The 15,255-nt window shown below is 56.1% G+C and carries 11 protein-coding genes; 4 read left to right on the forward strand and 7 right to left on the reverse strand.

Translation table 11 applies throughout. The annotated features are described in order from the left end of the window. Nucleotides 1–277 precede the first annotated feature (277 nt). Together RUDLU_RS0105205 and RUDLU_RS0105215 are read left to right on the forward strand one after the other, a co-directional pair. The gene (locus tag RUDLU_RS0105205) at nucleotides 278–1,441 is read left to right on the forward strand and encodes an alginate lyase family protein (RefSeq protein ID WP_019987296.1); all 1,164 of its coding nucleotides are present in this window, start codon (nucleotides 278–280) and stop codon (nucleotides 1,439–1,441) included. A 172-nt stretch (nucleotides 1,442–1,613) separates the two neighbouring features. Continuing rightward, complete coding sequence (locus RUDLU_RS0105215; RefSeq protein WP_019987297.1) at nucleotides 1,614–2,798, forward strand: glycoside hydrolase family 88 protein; 1,185 nt, start codon at nucleotides 1,614–1,616, stop codon at nucleotides 2,796–2,798. Nucleotides 2,799–2,902: 104 nt separating this feature from the next. Here RUDLU_RS0105215 and RUDLU_RS0105220 read toward each other — a convergent pair whose 3' ends face one another. The 6 genes from RUDLU_RS0105220 to RUDLU_RS0105245 all read right to left on the reverse strand — a co-directional run bounded on the left by RUDLU_RS0105220 (nucleotide 2,903) and on the right by RUDLU_RS0105245 (nucleotide 11,879). Then, nucleotides 2,903–7,039 (reverse strand): two-component regulator propeller domain-containing protein, encoded by a 4,137-nt coding sequence (locus tag RUDLU_RS0105220; protein ID WP_019987298.1) that lies wholly within the window; start codon nucleotides 7,037–7,039, stop codon nucleotides 2,903–2,905. 473 nt (nucleotides 7,040–7,512) lie between these two features. After that, nucleotides 7,513–8,397 carry a bifunctional 5,10-methylenetetrahydrofolate dehydrogenase/5,10-methenyltetrahydrofolate cyclohydrolase gene (locus RUDLU_RS0105225; protein ID WP_019987299.1) on the reverse strand — a complete coding sequence of 295 codons (885 nt, stop codon included), beginning with the start codon at nucleotides 8,395–8,397 and terminating at the stop codon, nucleotides 7,513–7,515. A 46-nt stretch (nucleotides 8,398–8,443) separates the two neighbouring features. Then, a complete protein-coding gene (locus RUDLU_RS0105230) occupies nucleotides 8,444–10,087 on the reverse strand; it encodes an ATP-binding cassette domain-containing protein (protein WP_019987300.1) in 1,644 nt (547 codons plus the stop codon). 90 nt (nucleotides 10,088–10,177) lie between these two features. Continuing rightward, nucleotides 10,178–10,483 carry a hypothetical protein gene (locus RUDLU_RS0105235; protein ID WP_019987301.1) on the reverse strand — a complete coding sequence of 102 codons (306 nt, stop codon included), beginning with the start codon at nucleotides 10,481–10,483 and terminating at the stop codon, nucleotides 10,178–10,180. A gap of 68 nt (nucleotides 10,484–10,551) precedes the next feature. Then, nucleotides 10,552–11,052 (reverse strand): DUF4385 domain-containing protein, encoded by a 501-nt coding sequence (locus RUDLU_RS0105240; RefSeq protein WP_019987302.1) that lies wholly within the window; start codon nucleotides 11,050–11,052, stop codon nucleotides 10,552–10,554. A 71-nt stretch (nucleotides 11,053–11,123) separates the two neighbouring features. Further along, on the reverse strand, nucleotides 11,124–11,879 hold the full coding sequence (locus tag RUDLU_RS0105245) for a DeoR/GlpR family DNA-binding transcription regulator (RefSeq protein ID WP_019987303.1): 756 nt from the start codon (nucleotides 11,877–11,879) through the stop codon (nucleotides 11,124–11,126). Nucleotides 11,880–11,930: 51 nt separating this feature from the next. On the opposite strand from RUDLU_RS0105245, the gene nudK reads away from it, so the two are divergent. Next, nucleotides 11,931–12,524 carry a GDP-mannose pyrophosphatase NudK gene (gene nudK, locus RUDLU_RS0105250; protein ID WP_019987304.1) on the forward strand — a complete coding sequence of 198 codons (594 nt, stop codon included), beginning with the start codon at nucleotides 11,931–11,933 and terminating at the stop codon, nucleotides 12,522–12,524. Between the two features lie 88 nt (nucleotides 12,525–12,612). Further along, nucleotides 12,613–13,236, forward strand: a complete 624-nt coding sequence (locus tag RUDLU_RS0105255) for a collagen-like triple helix repeat-containing protein (protein ID WP_157580095.1) — start codon at nucleotides 12,613–12,615, stop codon at nucleotides 13,234–13,236. 20 nt (nucleotides 13,237–13,256) lie between these two features. Here RUDLU_RS0105255 and RUDLU_RS0105260 read toward each other — a convergent pair whose 3' ends face one another. Beyond that, nucleotides 13,257–15,212: a heparinase II/III domain-containing protein gene (locus tag RUDLU_RS0105260; protein ID WP_027302781.1), complete on the reverse strand. Its 1,956-nt coding sequence runs from the start codon at nucleotides 15,210–15,212 to the stop codon at nucleotides 13,257–13,259. Nucleotides 15,213–15,255 lie beyond the last annotated feature (43 nt).

Below are 15,255 nucleotides of genomic sequence, written 5' to 3' on the forward strand. Positions count from 1 at the left end.
ATCAGACAATTATAGTGGCTATGTGAACAAAAAATATCGGAATAATCTAAACTGAACGCTCAATCCACCCTTTTGAACGCTTTTTAGCCCTCCCGAACGATTCGTCCACCTTTTAGATACCAGCGGCCTCCCCTACTTACCTCAGACTCCCGTAAACTTGCATTCTACTATGACAAACCCTATTCGTGAAACGCGACCGCTTTACGTTGACCCTGGCCGAACTCGGTTCTCTGGCTTTATTGACCCTTTTCCTGATGTACCTTCTTTCTGTTCTGCTTTGATACCTTTTGGTCGCTTCTGGATCCTGCTTATTCTGGTGAGTGCAGCCGCTCCGGGCTTCGGGCAGTTAAACCCCACCCTACGGGCTACCCTGAAGCCCTACATACGCACCGAAGCCCGGTGGGCTATGCAGCAGCAACCGGTTACCGTGACGGCCCATACGTCGGCCCGGAGTGCGGGCGGGGTGCATGATTTTTTCTCGGAAGGTGATTATTGGTGGCCCGACCCGGCCAATCCACAGGGGCCCTACATTCAGCGCGACGGGATGACCAACCCCGACAATTTTGTGGCCCACCGGCAGGCTATGATCCGGTTTAGCCGGGTGGTGGGCGCTCTGGCGTCGGCCTATCGGCTAACGGGCAGGGAAGCCTACGTACGGCACGCGTTCCGACACCTCAACGCCTGGTTTGTTGATACTGCAACCCGCATGAACCCGTCGCTCTTGTACGCGCAGGCCATCAAAGGGCGGCATACCGGCCGGGGCATTGGCATTATCGACACCATTCATCTGATGGAGGTAGCACAGGCCGTACAGGTGATGGAATCGGCCAAAAGTGCCGACCGGCAGATGGTCGCGGCTATTCGGCAGTGGTTTGCCGACTACCTCGACTGGCTCACTACGCACCCCTACGGTGCCGACGAGATGAACGCCAAAAACAACCACGGCACCTGCTGGGTGATGCAGGTAGCCGCCTTTGCCCGGCTCACTCGTAACGATTCGCTGCTGGCATTTTGCCGAAACCGGTACAAAACCGTGCTATTGTCCGATCAGATGGCCGCTGACGGTAGCTTTCCGCTCGAACTCCGGCGTACCAAACCCTACGGTTACTCGCTATTTAATCTTGATGCGATGGCGACTATCTGCCAGATTCTGTCGACGCCGACCGATAACCTCTGGACGTACCAAACGCCCGATGGCCGAGGCATTCGGCAGGGCATCCGATACCTATACCCGTATGTGGCCGATAAAACCACCTGGCCCCTCAAACCCGATGTGATGTACTGGAACGACTGGCCCGTGGCGCAACCGTTTCTGGTGTTCGGGGCGGTGGCCTTCAACGAACCGCGCTGGCTTGAAACCTGGCAAAAAGCGAACCACAGCCCGGAGGTTGAGGAGGTAATCCGAAACCTGCCCATTCGAAACCCCATTATCTGGTACTAACACAAAACAATGAACAACGAACAACAAACAACGAACAACAAACAACGAACAACAAACAATGAACAACAAACAATGAACAACAAACAATGAACAACAAACAATGAACAACAAACCATAAACCATAAACCATAAGCCGGAACGCCATAAACCCACGTCTCCTCCGTTCAATAGCATGAAAACACTCATCATGATTACCTCGCTGGCCCTGATGGCCGGCACCCTGCTGACAAGTGCCCTCCCCGACCGGTTTGTACGCGATCAGTTCAAAAAAGCCGAAACCCAAACGGAGCTTATGCTGGCCCAGGTGGCCGAAGCCACCAAAACGCAACCGGCGGGCAAACCGGCCCTGGTGTCGCCCCGCACCCTCACCGACGCGGGAGAGCTGCACATGGTGCCCGCCCGCGACTGGACGAGTGGGTTCTTTCCGGGTCAGCTTTGGTACCTGTACGAGTTTACAGGCCGCAAAGAATGGGCCGATCTGGCCCGGCAGTTCACGGCCCGGCTCGAATCCGAAAAAATGAATGCGGGTACGCACGACATGGGTTTTAAGCTGTATTGCAGCTACGGCAACGGCTACCGACTCACCAACGACCCGGCCTATAAAGACATTCTGGTGCAGGCCGCCCGAACCCTTTCCAAACGCTTCAAACCGAAGGCAGGGATCATTCGGTCGTGGGATCACAACACGGCCAAATGGCAATGCCCTGTCATTATCGACAATATGATGAACCTGGAGCTGCTTTTTGCGGCTACCCGCTTCACCGGCGACTCCTCGTTCTACAAAATTGCCGTTTCGCACGCCCAAACGACCCTCAAAAATCATTTTCGCCCCGACAATAGCTCGTACCACGTGGTTGATTACGACACGCTGACGGGTCGGGTGATCAAGAAGAATACGCATCAGGGCTTCAACGATGAGTCGGCCTGGTCGCGGGGGCAGGCCTGGGGCTTGTACGGGTACACACTCTGCTACCGCGAAACCAAAAACCCGCAGTTTCTGAAGCAGGCCGAAGCGATTGCCCGGTTTATGCTCAACCACAAGAATATGCCCGCCGACCTGGTGCCTTACTACGATTACGACGCGCCCGGTATTCCCAACGAAACCCGCGATGTATCGGCGGCAGCCGTGATGGCCTCGGCTCTGTATGAGTTGAGCACCTACGTCCCGAAGTCGAATTACCGCGCCAAAGCCGATGTTGTGATGGCGAGTCTGGCCAAAACCTACGCGTCGCCGGTGGGGCAAAATCGCGGTTTTCTGTTACTACACAGCACCGGTGCCAAGACGTTCGAGCGCGATGTGCCGCTCATCTACGCGGATTACTACTATCTGGAAGCCCTTCTCCGCGCCCGAAAGTAGGTAGTGGTGACCCAACATAAATAATTGTAAAATCAATGCCGAGGGAGATGTCATCTTTCTAAACAAGATGACATCTCCCTCGGCATTGATTTATGGCAACCGAATCACTCAACAGCTGCCTGTGCACTGTACTCCGACGGTGTCTGACCAAACTGACTTCGGAACGCCCGGCTGAAATATTTGGGGTCGCTGAAGCCTACCGCGAAGGCAATTTCGGCCACCGATGCTTTGCGCTGCCGAAGTAGTTGCTCGGCCTTTTTGAGCCGTGTCGTGCGCAGCAAATCAATCACCGACATATCGGTGAGCATCTTCACCTTACGGAACAGTACGGGTCGGCTCATGCCCATTTCGCCCACCAGACTCGTTACGTTGAACTCCGGATCGGCCAGATTGGCGTTGAGTACAGCCATCAGCTGATTGAGGAATTTAGCATCAGGGTGTTCCAACTCCGGGGCTTGCGGTTGTAGCGTCACCAGACGGTGGTATTTGGCCTTGAGCTGTTCCCGTACCAGCAGGAGGTTCCGCACCCGCGCCACCAAAAGCAACGGATGAAACGGCTTGGCCACGTAATCGTCGGCACCGGTTTGCAGACCCGTTAGCTGATGTTCCATCGAGTCTTTGGCCGTGAGCATAATCACCGGAATATGGCTTGTGCGGGGGTCTGATTTGAGCTTATGCGTCAGCGCAAAGCCGTCCATATGGGGCATTGCTACATCGGTAATAATCAGATCGGGTAGCACCTGTGCGGCTTTTTCCCAAGCCACTTGCCCATCGGCCGCTTCGAACACCTGGTACGAATCAGTAAACAAATCGCGCACGTACATCCTAATATCGTCCTGATCTTCAACGACCAGTATGATCGGTTTATCGGCTACAGATTGGAGAGAATTGCGCGGAACAGAGGGACTCGGAATCTGGGTGTCGGGGCTGGTATCGGCGGGTGGCAGATCGGCCAGAAGAGCCACCGGGCCGGTAGTTGGCAACGGAGCCGACCCGGCCAACTGCCGAACCGGTAACGTGATCGTAAACCGCGTAAAGCCCGGCCCGCTGGAATTGGCTTCGCGGCTCTCGACGGAAATCTGCCCCTGATGTTGCGCCACAATCTGTTGGCTCAGGGCAAGACCCAGGCCAAAGCCCAATTCGCGGGTTTGGGTCTTGCCCGCCTGATAAAACCGGTCGAAAATATGCTGAAGATCGGTTGCCGGCATACCACAGCCTGTATCTTCCACCACGATGATAGCGTTTTCGGTCAGGCCAAAATCCTGCTGAAGCCGCACCGAAATGGTCCCCCCGGCGGGTGTAAACTTAAAGGCGTTCTGCAAGAGGTTGTACATCACCTTTTCGAGCTCGCCCGCGTCGATCCAGGCGGGTAGTGTATCCACCTCAGCCTCGTTAGTCAGCAGCACATTCGCCGAGCGGGCATGTTCCCCAAACGAATCGGTAATCTGCCGCAGAAACACCACCAGGTCGGTTTCGGTCGGCTGAAGCTGGATATTGCCTGTTTCGTGCTTCCGAAAATCAAGGAGTTGATTCAGCAACCGCAACAGCCGTCCGGTGCTGTTTCGTACGAGCGTTACCTGTTTCTGTACAAACGGATCGTCGGCGTAGCGGTCGGTCAGCACCTCCACAGGCCCCAAAACCAAGGTCAGAGGAGTTCGGATTTCGTGGGCAATTTCGGTAAAAAAGTTGAGCTTGGTCTGGTGCAACTCCTGCTGACGCAGCTTCTCCAGATGCTCAACCTCCAGCTCGTGAGCCAGTTGCAGCCGACTCTGATTAAAGCCCGACCACAACCGGAGTAGCCCCACAAATACCAGCGCGTAGAGCAGATAGGCCCAGGGTGTTTTCCAGAACGGCGGCAACACGTCAATGCTTAGTTCGAGCGGTTTTTGATTCCAGACGGCATCGTTGTTGCTGCCTTTTACCTGCAAGGTGTAATGGCCCGGACTCAGGTTCATGTACATTGCGCGGGGCTCGCTCACGTAGTTCCAGTCCTTATCAAAACCCACCAGCCGGTATGCATACCGGTTCTTGGCCGAATTGACGTAGTTGAAAGCCGCAAAATCAATCGAAAACACGTTTTGCTCGTGCGTAAACGTGAGCCCTTCATCCGCACTACCCAGGGGGAGGCCGGCCACCGGTTCGTTGAACAGGCGAAGTTGGGCAAAGGCCAGCCTGGGGGCCGTGCGATTTGGCCGAATACTGTCTGGGTGAAACGTGATAATGCCGTTGAAACCACCAAAGTACATCTGCCCGGCGGGGTCCTGATACGACGAGTAGGGCGTAAACTCTTTACACACCAACCCATCGTAGCGGTTGTACGATACCACCCGGTAGCCGTCGTCGGGTTCAAATTCGGTCAGGCCCTTGTCGGTACTGATCCACAAGCGCCCGTGACTGTCTTCCTGAATGCTCACAATCATGTTGCTGGCAAACCCATCGGCCCGGCCAAAATGCCGAAACGTATGCCCGTCGGGCAAGAGCAGGTTCAGGCCGGTGTCGCGGGTACCCACCCACAAACGGCCTTTCCGGTCCTGAAACAAACAGGTGATATGATTGCTGCTGAGCGAGGTAGTATCTCCGTCGCGGTGGGCCATTCGCACAAACGTATTCTGCCCGGTAACGTTTCGGTTCAAGCCGTTCACGGTTCCCACCCACAATTGATGCCGATTGTCGAGCAGCAGGCAGGTTGTCCCGTTGGCGCTGAGTGTATTGGCGTCCTGCGGGCGAGCCTTGAATGCTTCGAATGTGCGCGTACGCGGGTCAAACCGGCACAGCCCCCCGAGGTTCGTGGCAATCCACAGCGTCCCGTCGGTGTCGCGTTTGATGTCGTAAATTCGGTCGTTGGGCAGCGAATTGGGGTTATTCGGTTCATGCGAGAACCGGCTAATCCGGCCGTCGGTCAGGTTCAGGTAGTTCAACCCTTTGAGGGTGCCAATCCAGAGCCCCTGTGCCCCGTCGGCGAGCAAACATTTCACCCGGTCACTCGAAAGGCTCCGGGCGTCGGCCGGGTCATGCAAAAAATGACGGGCAATGGTTTTGTCGGGATTGATCAGAAACAGGCCCCGATCTTCTGTACCGAGCCATAGCTGTTTTCCACCCGACGCGGGCAACATCGCGCTCGCGGTTTTGAACGGCACACTACCGTGCCGGTCTACGGGCCGAAAGGCACTGAACTGCCGGGCCAGAGGGCTGTACATGTCCACGCCCCCGTAGTACGTCCCTACCCACATGGAGCCATCGCGGTCGCGAAAGATGGATCGGACTGAATTGTCGTTGAGCGAGTTAGGATCAGCCGGATGATTCATTAAAGCCCGAAACCGGCTGCCGTCCTGCGCCACAATAAACAGGCCCGACATGGTTCCGATCCAGAAATCCCCTTTACCGTCGGGCTGAATGCTGCGGACAGCCTGTGTGCTCAGGTCTAACCGGGGTACGGCATTATGCGAAATAACCCGCCCCTGTTGCCGGTCGAACAGCAGCACCCCGTTGCGTTCGGTGCCGAGCCACAAACGGCCCTGCCGGTCTTCGGCCACGGCATTGACCCCGTTAAATGCATTCTGGTACACGGCACTCCCCGATTCGAGCGAGTAGTTGGTCAGCTCAAACCGCCCCGAAGGAGTCGGGCGGAGCCGGGTCAGGCCATTGGCGGTACCCACCCACAAAATACCGTGCGGGTCTTCGTAGAGCGTCCGAATCTGTCGGCTGCTCAGGTCAGCACCGGTTTGAATCAGTTTTTTCACCGACTCGTACCGGAGTGATTCGCGCCGGAGCCGGTACAAACCCCGCTGCGTACCAACCCACAAATTCCGGTGTGAGTCTTCGAGTAGCGCGTTTACGAGCGAGTCGGGTACTTCGGCAAAATCGGCGGGAGCAATCGAAATGCGCTCAAAATCATCTTGCTGAGGGCGGTACCGGGTGAGCCCTTTGCTCGTACCAGCCCACAGTTGGCCGCTCCGGTCGAGCAGCAGGGCATTGATGGTATTCGATGCAAAGCCCCCTTTTCGGCCGCTCGGGTATTGGTACACATTGACCCGGCGGGCGTCGTACCGGTTCAGACCATCGCGGGTGCCGAACCACATAAAGCCCTGCGTGTCCTGCACAATGGCGTACACGCTGCTCTGCGACAGCCCTTCTTCGACCGTCAAATGGCTAAACGCAATACCGTCGGGCTGGCTCAGGGCATCGGGTCGGGCGAGGGCCACTAGCAGCCCCAGGAAGGGTAAAACGTGTCTCAGATTCATTGCAGCAACATAACAATCTGGTTAGTAGACCCATTACCTGTCTACGCCAAAGGTCTGAATACCTAAAATGAATCGGTGAACCCGTTATACCGTAGTTCGGGGAGGAAATTTACGCCAGCTGGTATCATCATTCGGGGCAATGCCAGTTATGTAACCCTGGCCTTTGGCCGGATACCCGAAGCGGCCCGGCCAAAGGCCAGGGTTACATAACTGGTCATACACTCCACAGAACCGGCATTGACCCAACTGAGACTAAGTACTTAAGCAGAATCAGTTTAAACTTTGATTTGTCATTGGAAAACCCCTGACGGGGTAAAACCGGGTCGGCATCTGACCTAAACTATTGACAGGCAGCCCCGATGGGGCAAAAGATGTTGACCCTGCCGCTGTGATGACAAAAATGTCTGGCATGAATAATTCAATTTGCTTTTGCCTGAGTGCTCATGCTGTATAGGTTAACGCTACCCCACTGATTAGTCAGCGTAGACTTCGCGCCGGGCCGCCTTGACGGTATTCTGCATCAGTGAGCAGATAGTCATCAGGCCAACTCCACCGGGCACCGGCGTAATATACCCGGCTTTGGGGGCAACGGCCTCAAAATCCACATCACCCCGCAGGGCAAAACCACTTTTCTTGGTTGGGTCAGCCACTTTTTCGAGCCCAACGTCGATCACCACGGCCCCTTCTTTCACCATGTCGGCTTTGATAAAGCCGGGCCGGCCCAGGGCCGCAATCAGAATATCGGCCGAGCGACAGATTTCGGCCAGGTTCTGGGTTTTGGAGTGCGTGAGGGTTACGGTGCAGTTGCCGGGGTAATCGTTGCGTTGCATCAGAATCGACATGGGCAGGCCCACAATCTGACTCCGGCCCACCACCACGCAGTGCTTGCCGCTCGTTTCGATCTGGTAACGCTTGAGCATCTCCAGAATCCCCTGGGGTGTTGCCGATACGTAGGCAGGGAGCCCTTTTGCCATCCGGCCAATATTGATCGGGTGAAATCCATCCACATCTTTAGCGGGCGCAATGGCTTCCATCACGCGGTCGGGGTTGACGTGCGGAGGCAGGGGAAGCTGTACGATCAGCCCATCCATATCAGGGTTTTCGTTGACGGCCTGAACCTTCGCGAGCAGTTCTTCCTCGGTCACGTCGTCTTCAAACCGGATGAGCGTTGAGTGCATACCCACCTCTTCGCAGCTTTTCATTTTACTGGCTACGTAGGTTTCCGACCGACCCGCATTGCCAACCAGAATAGCCACCAGGTGCGGAATTTTTCCGCCTTCGGCTTTGATTTGAGCGACTTCGGCCGCGATTTCCCCTTTGATCTGTGCCGAGAGAAGTTTACCGTCTAAGAGTTGCATGAAACTGGAGAGAAAAAAGAAAAGGCAAAGATAACCGTTTGTCGCGTTACACGACCCGCCCTTCGGCCAATCGGAGGGTTTGCATGACACAGCGGGGCAGTTCGTCGGGGTAATGCGTCACGTAAATGAGCGTTTGCTCAGGGTTTTGGTTGGCCATTTCGTCGATCAGATCCCGAAATTGGGCCACTTGCCCGGTATCGAGCCCCTGCGTAGGTTCGTCGAGAATAAGCAGCGGGGGGCGTTTCACCAACGCCCTTGCCAGCAACACCCACCGTTGCAGCCCGGCCGACAGATCGGCCAGTCGGCGGTCGCGCAGGGCGGTTAATCCGAGTACCTCCAACTGCTTTTGGACCTGATTCTGCTGTTCGGCATCCAGCTTGCGGAACAGGCCCATCGTATCGAACAAACCCGACGCGACCACATCCCAAACCCGGGTTTGACGCGGAAAATACAGATGTAGTTCGGGCGAGACAAACCCGATGCGGCTTTTGATCCACCAGATACTTTCGCCCGTACCCCGCCGGCGGTCGAACAGATGGAGCTTGTTGGCGTATGCCTGCGGGTTATCGCCCGTAATCAGACTCAGCAGGGTGCTTTTGCCCGACCCGTTGGGTCCCAGCAACGCCCATTTTTCGCCCCGCCGTACCGTCCAGTTGACCCGGTCGAGCACCGTTTTGGCTCCGTACCGCACCGTCACATCCTCCATCTGAATGGCCATCGAAAAAGGCGGTAAAGGGGGAAGGGAGAACGGAGAAGGGGCGACACTACCCTCTTCTGCCTTTCCCTTTATCCCTTCTACCTTCTCCTTTTTTCCTTCTGCCTTTTTCCCTTCTCCTTTTTCCTTTCTCCCTCCCCCCAACACCAACCTATGCGTTATACAGGCCGGAATGTCGCGTTCGTCGACCACCATCACGAGAGAAACCCCGGTCTGCGCGGCCTGCTCAATGGTTTCGTGCAGTTGAGCCCGGCTATCGGCGTCGAGGCCCGAAAACGGGTTATCGAGCAACAAAATCCGGGGCTGTTTGAGCAACGAACGCACGAGCAAGGTGCGCCGGGTTTCGCCGTTAGAGAGCGAGGTAAGCCGCCGGTCGAGCAGGTGGGTGATGCGAAGCCCATCGGCCCGGTTACGGAGCCAATCTTCGGCGTACAACGGGGGCGGCAGGGGCACCGATGCGGGGTCAATGGTACCCACGGGACGCACCTGCCCCTGCAACACGTCCCAAACGGTGGGGCCATCGTCGACGGTTTGGGTGTTGAACCGTTGCTGGTAAAACTGCACAGCCCCGGCAATGCGCCAGTCGAAGCTATAATCACGCGCTACCAGTTCGATTTGAGGACGAAGGGCCGTGTCGGAGAGCCACAACCGGCCACCGGCCACGGGCAAGCGGCCAGCAACCGTTTCAAGAAAGAGGCTTTTGCCCGAGCCCGACGGCCCCATAATGGCCCAGTGCTGCTTGGGTTCGAGCGTCCAGTTGAGGTTAGTAAGGGTAAAGCCGTTAGGTCGGCGGAGGGTTGCGTTTTGTAAGGCAATCAGGGTCATAAAGAGTGTAGGGTATTGGCGGCCGGCGTTCGGGTTCATCGTTTTGGATTGGTTGATGATCCATTCAACCCGAAACCGAAACAGCCCTTCAACCGAAACCGATAAACCACTTGGTCGGGCAAAGGTCGCAATTACCACCCGACTCTGCATACTCTACTAAACAACAGGCCCGGATTACGCGGGGTAATCCGGGCCTGTGCTGGTTATGCCCAAACGGGCTAACCAACAGTCAGCAAGTAATTATGAATTGGCGGCTTCGACCGCAGCAGCGGCCTGTGCGGCTTCCAGAGCGCCCTTGTTTTTCTCGGCGTACTCGTCGCGCTGGGCCTCGAAGTGCGCAAATATTTCGTTGACCGCGTCTACGCTTTCGGCAATCTTGCTGTGCATATCGCCCAGGTGGTCTTCCAGATACTTGTCGTTAAGGCCATTCATGTTATCAACTTCAATCTGGCTGATTTTGGTGATGATGGCCGTTTGGCTGTTCTGAAGGTCTTCGAGCTCGCGAACAATTTTGTTCATCAGCTCAAACTTTTGCAGTTTATCCATAATGTTGATAGGTATTGTAATCTATATAATAACCCCCAGCTCTACGGATAGTTTTACAAAATTCATACTTAACCGTACTTCTCCTGCCAGTCTTTGCGCAGGGTTTTGTACTCGGGGTCTTCGCGAGCCTGAACGTATTTGGCGTAGAAAATCCGCGCCGATTCGGCTTTGACGGGGTCTTCGTCAAGGGGAAGCTGCTCGCGGCCATGGGCCCCACTTTGCCCCTTTTTATCATCGGGCACGGCTCCCTTGTACTTTTGCCCGGTGCGGTGATTAGCGTACCTTCTGGACCGTGTGTAGCCCATTTGCAGGAATTTGCGAGCCATGTCCATGCCCACAAAATCGCCTTTGGCTTTGTAGTCAAGAAAAAGGCTGTAAATCTTCTCCGACGACTCGCGGGCGATTTCGGGCGTTTTGAAACGCCAATAGGGCAGAATTTCGTCTTTGTACGGCCGCACCAGCAGCACCCCCATTTCGCCCTTCCCTACCCGGTACAGCTCGGGCTGTTGGCGCAGGTCGAGGTTGCGGTAATCGAGGTCATAGTTAAAGGCACGATCCGACTTGTCCATGAGTCCGGGCTTTAGTTGTACAATGGATTCCGCTCTATCAACCCGCAACGTCCCAAAGCGCCCCGCCCATTTTACCGAATGACCCGTACCCCAGCATCGACAAAAGTCTGTACAACCTCATCGGGCGCGCTCGGGTCGGTAACGAGCACTTCGACTGCCGACAGGGGCGCGAATTGGAGGTACCGGTCCTGTTCAAGCTTGCTGGCATCACAAAGGAGATAAACCGTGTTAGCCTGCCGCATCAGCGCCAACGTAAGTGTAGCCTCTTTTTCACCATTGGCACTCAAGCCATTGCCCACCGAGACGCCATCGACGCCCACAAAGGCTTTGTCGGCCCGGTAGCGGGCAATGTGGCTTTCGGCCGTCAGACCATGAACTGCCTGACGCTCCTTGTCTACCTCTCCACCCACCAGATTAAGGGTCACCGTGGAGCGCATCAGCTCAGCCACCACCGGCAACGAGTTGGTAATGACCGTGATGCGCTTCTGCCGGATGTACGGGCATAGGGCGAACACGGTACTGCCGCAATCCATGAAAATGACGTCGCCATCGACAATTTCGGCGGCCGCCCGCCGGGCAATGTGCTCCTTAGCCTCGTGCTGTTGCGCCGATTTACCGGCAAACGAAACCGGCCGGTCGGCGAGGCCGGGGAGCATAGCCCCACCATGCGTTCGGATAATCAACCCCTGCTCGGCCAACGCGTTGAGGTCGCGCCGAACGGTCATATCCGACAAATCGAGTGAGGCCGCCAATTGGCGCACGTCGACCGCACCTCCCGCTTGCTCAAGGAGTCCTAAAATTTTTGCCTTACGAATTTGAAAGCTCATTCAAAGGTAGTTCATTTGCACAATATCAAACAATTTCAAACAAAATCAAACATGAGTAACCGAATTCGCCATATCGAGCGCACCGTTTTATCCGACAACTGGTACGTTCTGAACAAAATCACGTTTGAGTATCAGCAGAAAAACGGTCAGTGGGTAAAGCAATCGCGCGAGGCTTATGACCGGGGCAACGGAGCGACCATTCTGCTCTACAACCCCGAGGCCGATACGGTGATTCTGACCCGACAGTTTCGAATGCCCACCTACCTCAACGGCAACACGCCCGACGGAATGCTGATTGAAACCTGCGCTGGCCTGCTCGACAATGACACGCCCGACGTAGCTATCCGTCGCGAGACCGAAGAGGAAACCGGCTACCGTATTCATCACGTCACGAAGGTAATGGAAGCCTACATGAGTCCGGGCTCGGTAACCGAGAAGTTGTTTTTTTACGTAGCGCACTACCACCCCAACACCGAACGAAGCGCGGGTGGTGGGGTTGAGGAAGAGGAAATCGACGTGCTCGAAATTCGGCTTGCCGACGCCATGCAGATGATCCGGTCGGGCGCGATTCAGGACGGCAAAACGATTATGCTGCTCCAGCACCTGTACATTACGCAACTGACCACGCAACAGGCCGTTTGCTGACGGATTGGCCGGGCCACACACGAACCAAACGTTGGACAAACGCGCCGGGTCGGCTATGTTTGTAGGTAAACCGTTTTCAATTATCCCTATGCGTCTATCCGTACCAATTCTGTCTACACTGTTTGGATTGCTCATCCTGATGCTGGCATGCCGGGGCCCCGAAGGTCCACAGGGGCCGGTTGGCCCGCAGGGACCCGCCGGGCCACAGGGGCCTGCCGGAGCTGCCGGGCAAAACGGAGCCCCCGGACAGAACGGCACACCGGGTTCGAGCACGGTGGTGACCGTTGTGCAGGGAGCCGCCAATGTTCTGCAAATTACGTATTCGGCACGGCCCCACACAGGCAGTGAAGACCTCCGACTGACGTTCCCGGCGTCGAGTTCGCTCACGTTCGATCAGATTGAAAAAAGCCTGTTTCAGGTGTATGTGAAACAAACCACCACCGATGCCCCCACCAACCAACTCAGCTACTGGTTTGCGGTGCCGGGTCAAACCCTTTCGGGCAATACCTACAGCTATTATCTATTTCCGGGCAACTCAGGACTCGGGGCCGCCTTGTTTCTCAAACGAACCACCAACTTCCGACTTGGTCCCGAGCAGTTCGACGCCATTCGGGTAGTGGTAGTCCCGGCGAGTTTGCTCGTAGGTGGGCGCATGGCCGTAAACTGGAGCCGGTACGAATCGGTGCAACAGGCGTTTGGATTGCCCAACTAGGCCCGCGCTACGTACTCATTCTATTGCCGGGTAAAGCGAAACTGAACTTTCCCGGATGCCGCCGGGTCGAGGCCGGTAAACAGTACCCGCTGAATCGTTTGATTAGGCCATTTACTCTTGAAACCCTCATCGTCAGGTTCAGTAAGGGCGATGGGTTCTATGGCGACCTGCCAGCGCTTTGCATCGTAATAGAGTACCACAGGTTGCATTTTTTCGGCACCGCTCCACCGAAACACCACCCGACCGGGCGTAGCCGTATCAACCAGGCAGGTGGTCATAAAACTTTGTTGCAACGAGCGGGGTGCCGTCGTTAGCACGTACTCGTCGGCCACCGAAACCGTTTCGTTTTTACGGTCGAGGGCTACCGTCCGCAGCCACTTTTGCACACCTGCATCGGCCGGATAGGCTTTGGCGATGTCCATACTGAGCGAAGCCCCCCGCGCCGAAGGGGTGTAGCGCACAGCCTGAGCCTCGTATTTCCGACCGGCTGGTTGCCCTAACCCATTGATGGTGGGCAGGTTATGGTAAGCCGATTGCGTCCACCAAAGGCTGTAGCGTTTCGACGAAAACGTTTTGGCGGTGTACGTTCCCCGGCCGGCATCGATAATCACCGGTCGGCCGTCGGCATACAGGATAAAATCGCCCACATCATTATGGTTATGGCTCTCGTTGTTGTGGCCCGCGTGGGTAGCCACATACAACCCCTTGTCAGAACGGGCCGTCATAACCTGCACATCCGGAAACCAGACGTCACGTACGCCCGTAAATGAAGTCCGGGCAGTACCCAGCCGGGGTATAGCCAGCAGATTTTGCACCTGCCGCTGCCGGTGAAAACCGCGTTGCCGAAAAGCGTTTCCTTTCAGTTCGGGTTGGGTAAATGTCTGGTATGCCCACTGTCCAAACCGTTTGAGGGTATCGTCGGCAATTTGTTCACCAAACCGGTACAGCATCAGCCCGTCGGGTTTGAGCGTGGGATCAGCGTCAGCGAAATCGACAAAATACCCACCGTCGATATGCATTTTGTAGACGTACGAAGCCATGTTTCGAATAAGCGGCAACCGATACACGTCTATTTTGCCATTGCTGGCGCTATGCAGCAGATCGAGTGCATCGAACACGCAGGCCCCGGCGGCAAACCAGTAGCTCGGCCCTTCGTCGCAACCGCCATCTTCGCCCAACCCGTTCAGGTAAATATCCAGTCCGTCCATGGCTGCAAACGTCATCTGACTCCGGCGTTGCTCATCGGGCTCAAGCAGCAGGGTGGCCGTCAGCCAGTTTGCCATAATCCACGGATTCCAGTTGTTCACCTTGGCATCCCGCTTAAGCCATACGTACCGGTTTGTCTGCGCAATAGGTTTAAAAATCCGCTCGTTGGTTTCGTGGTAAATACGCGGGCGAATCAGGGGCGACACCTTTGCCAGCCGGTCGCCGAGCAGATAGTCGGTCAGGGCCAGCACCGCACCGGTTTCGGCGGCAAACAGATCCACAATCCGGTCTTCTACATTGGGCAGGCCACTACCCGTTTTCTGCACACTCAGGTGAGCCGGAATCCCCCAGAAACTCTCTTCACAAATGGCCCAAACGTAGTTTACAATCGGGTCGATAAACCGCCCCTTTCCCTCTACCGATTCGGCCAAAACCAGATCCATGAGCTGATGCCTCCGGGCAAACGACACGCCCTCGTAGTGGCTCCGGTTGGCCGTGCGAACAAACTCGAGTATAAGGGTTGCGGGCAAGGCCGGAATCGGTTGTGCGGCCGTTTCTTCGCCCGCCCGGACCAGTTTGAGCCGCAGGCTGTCAGGTAGGGCTTTCTGCCAGGCGTCGGGCGTCCGCGGGTAGGGTGTCCAGGCGGTTCGTGGTACCAACGCCGACCGGACAGCCTCGGCTGAATACCGGCTCACCAGTACGTTGCGCGGTACTACCTGCGCCGACGCGCCCAATGTGCACAGGAGGAGAAGGGAAAGAAGGTGTTTCATACCCGCAAAAGGGTCAAGCCGGGTATCCCTAACGGTGTTGTAT

The organism is Rudanella lutea DSM 19387 (assembly GCF_000383955.1).
GTDB lineage: Bacteria > Bacteroidota > Bacteroidia > Cytophagales > Spirosomataceae > Rudanella > Rudanella lutea.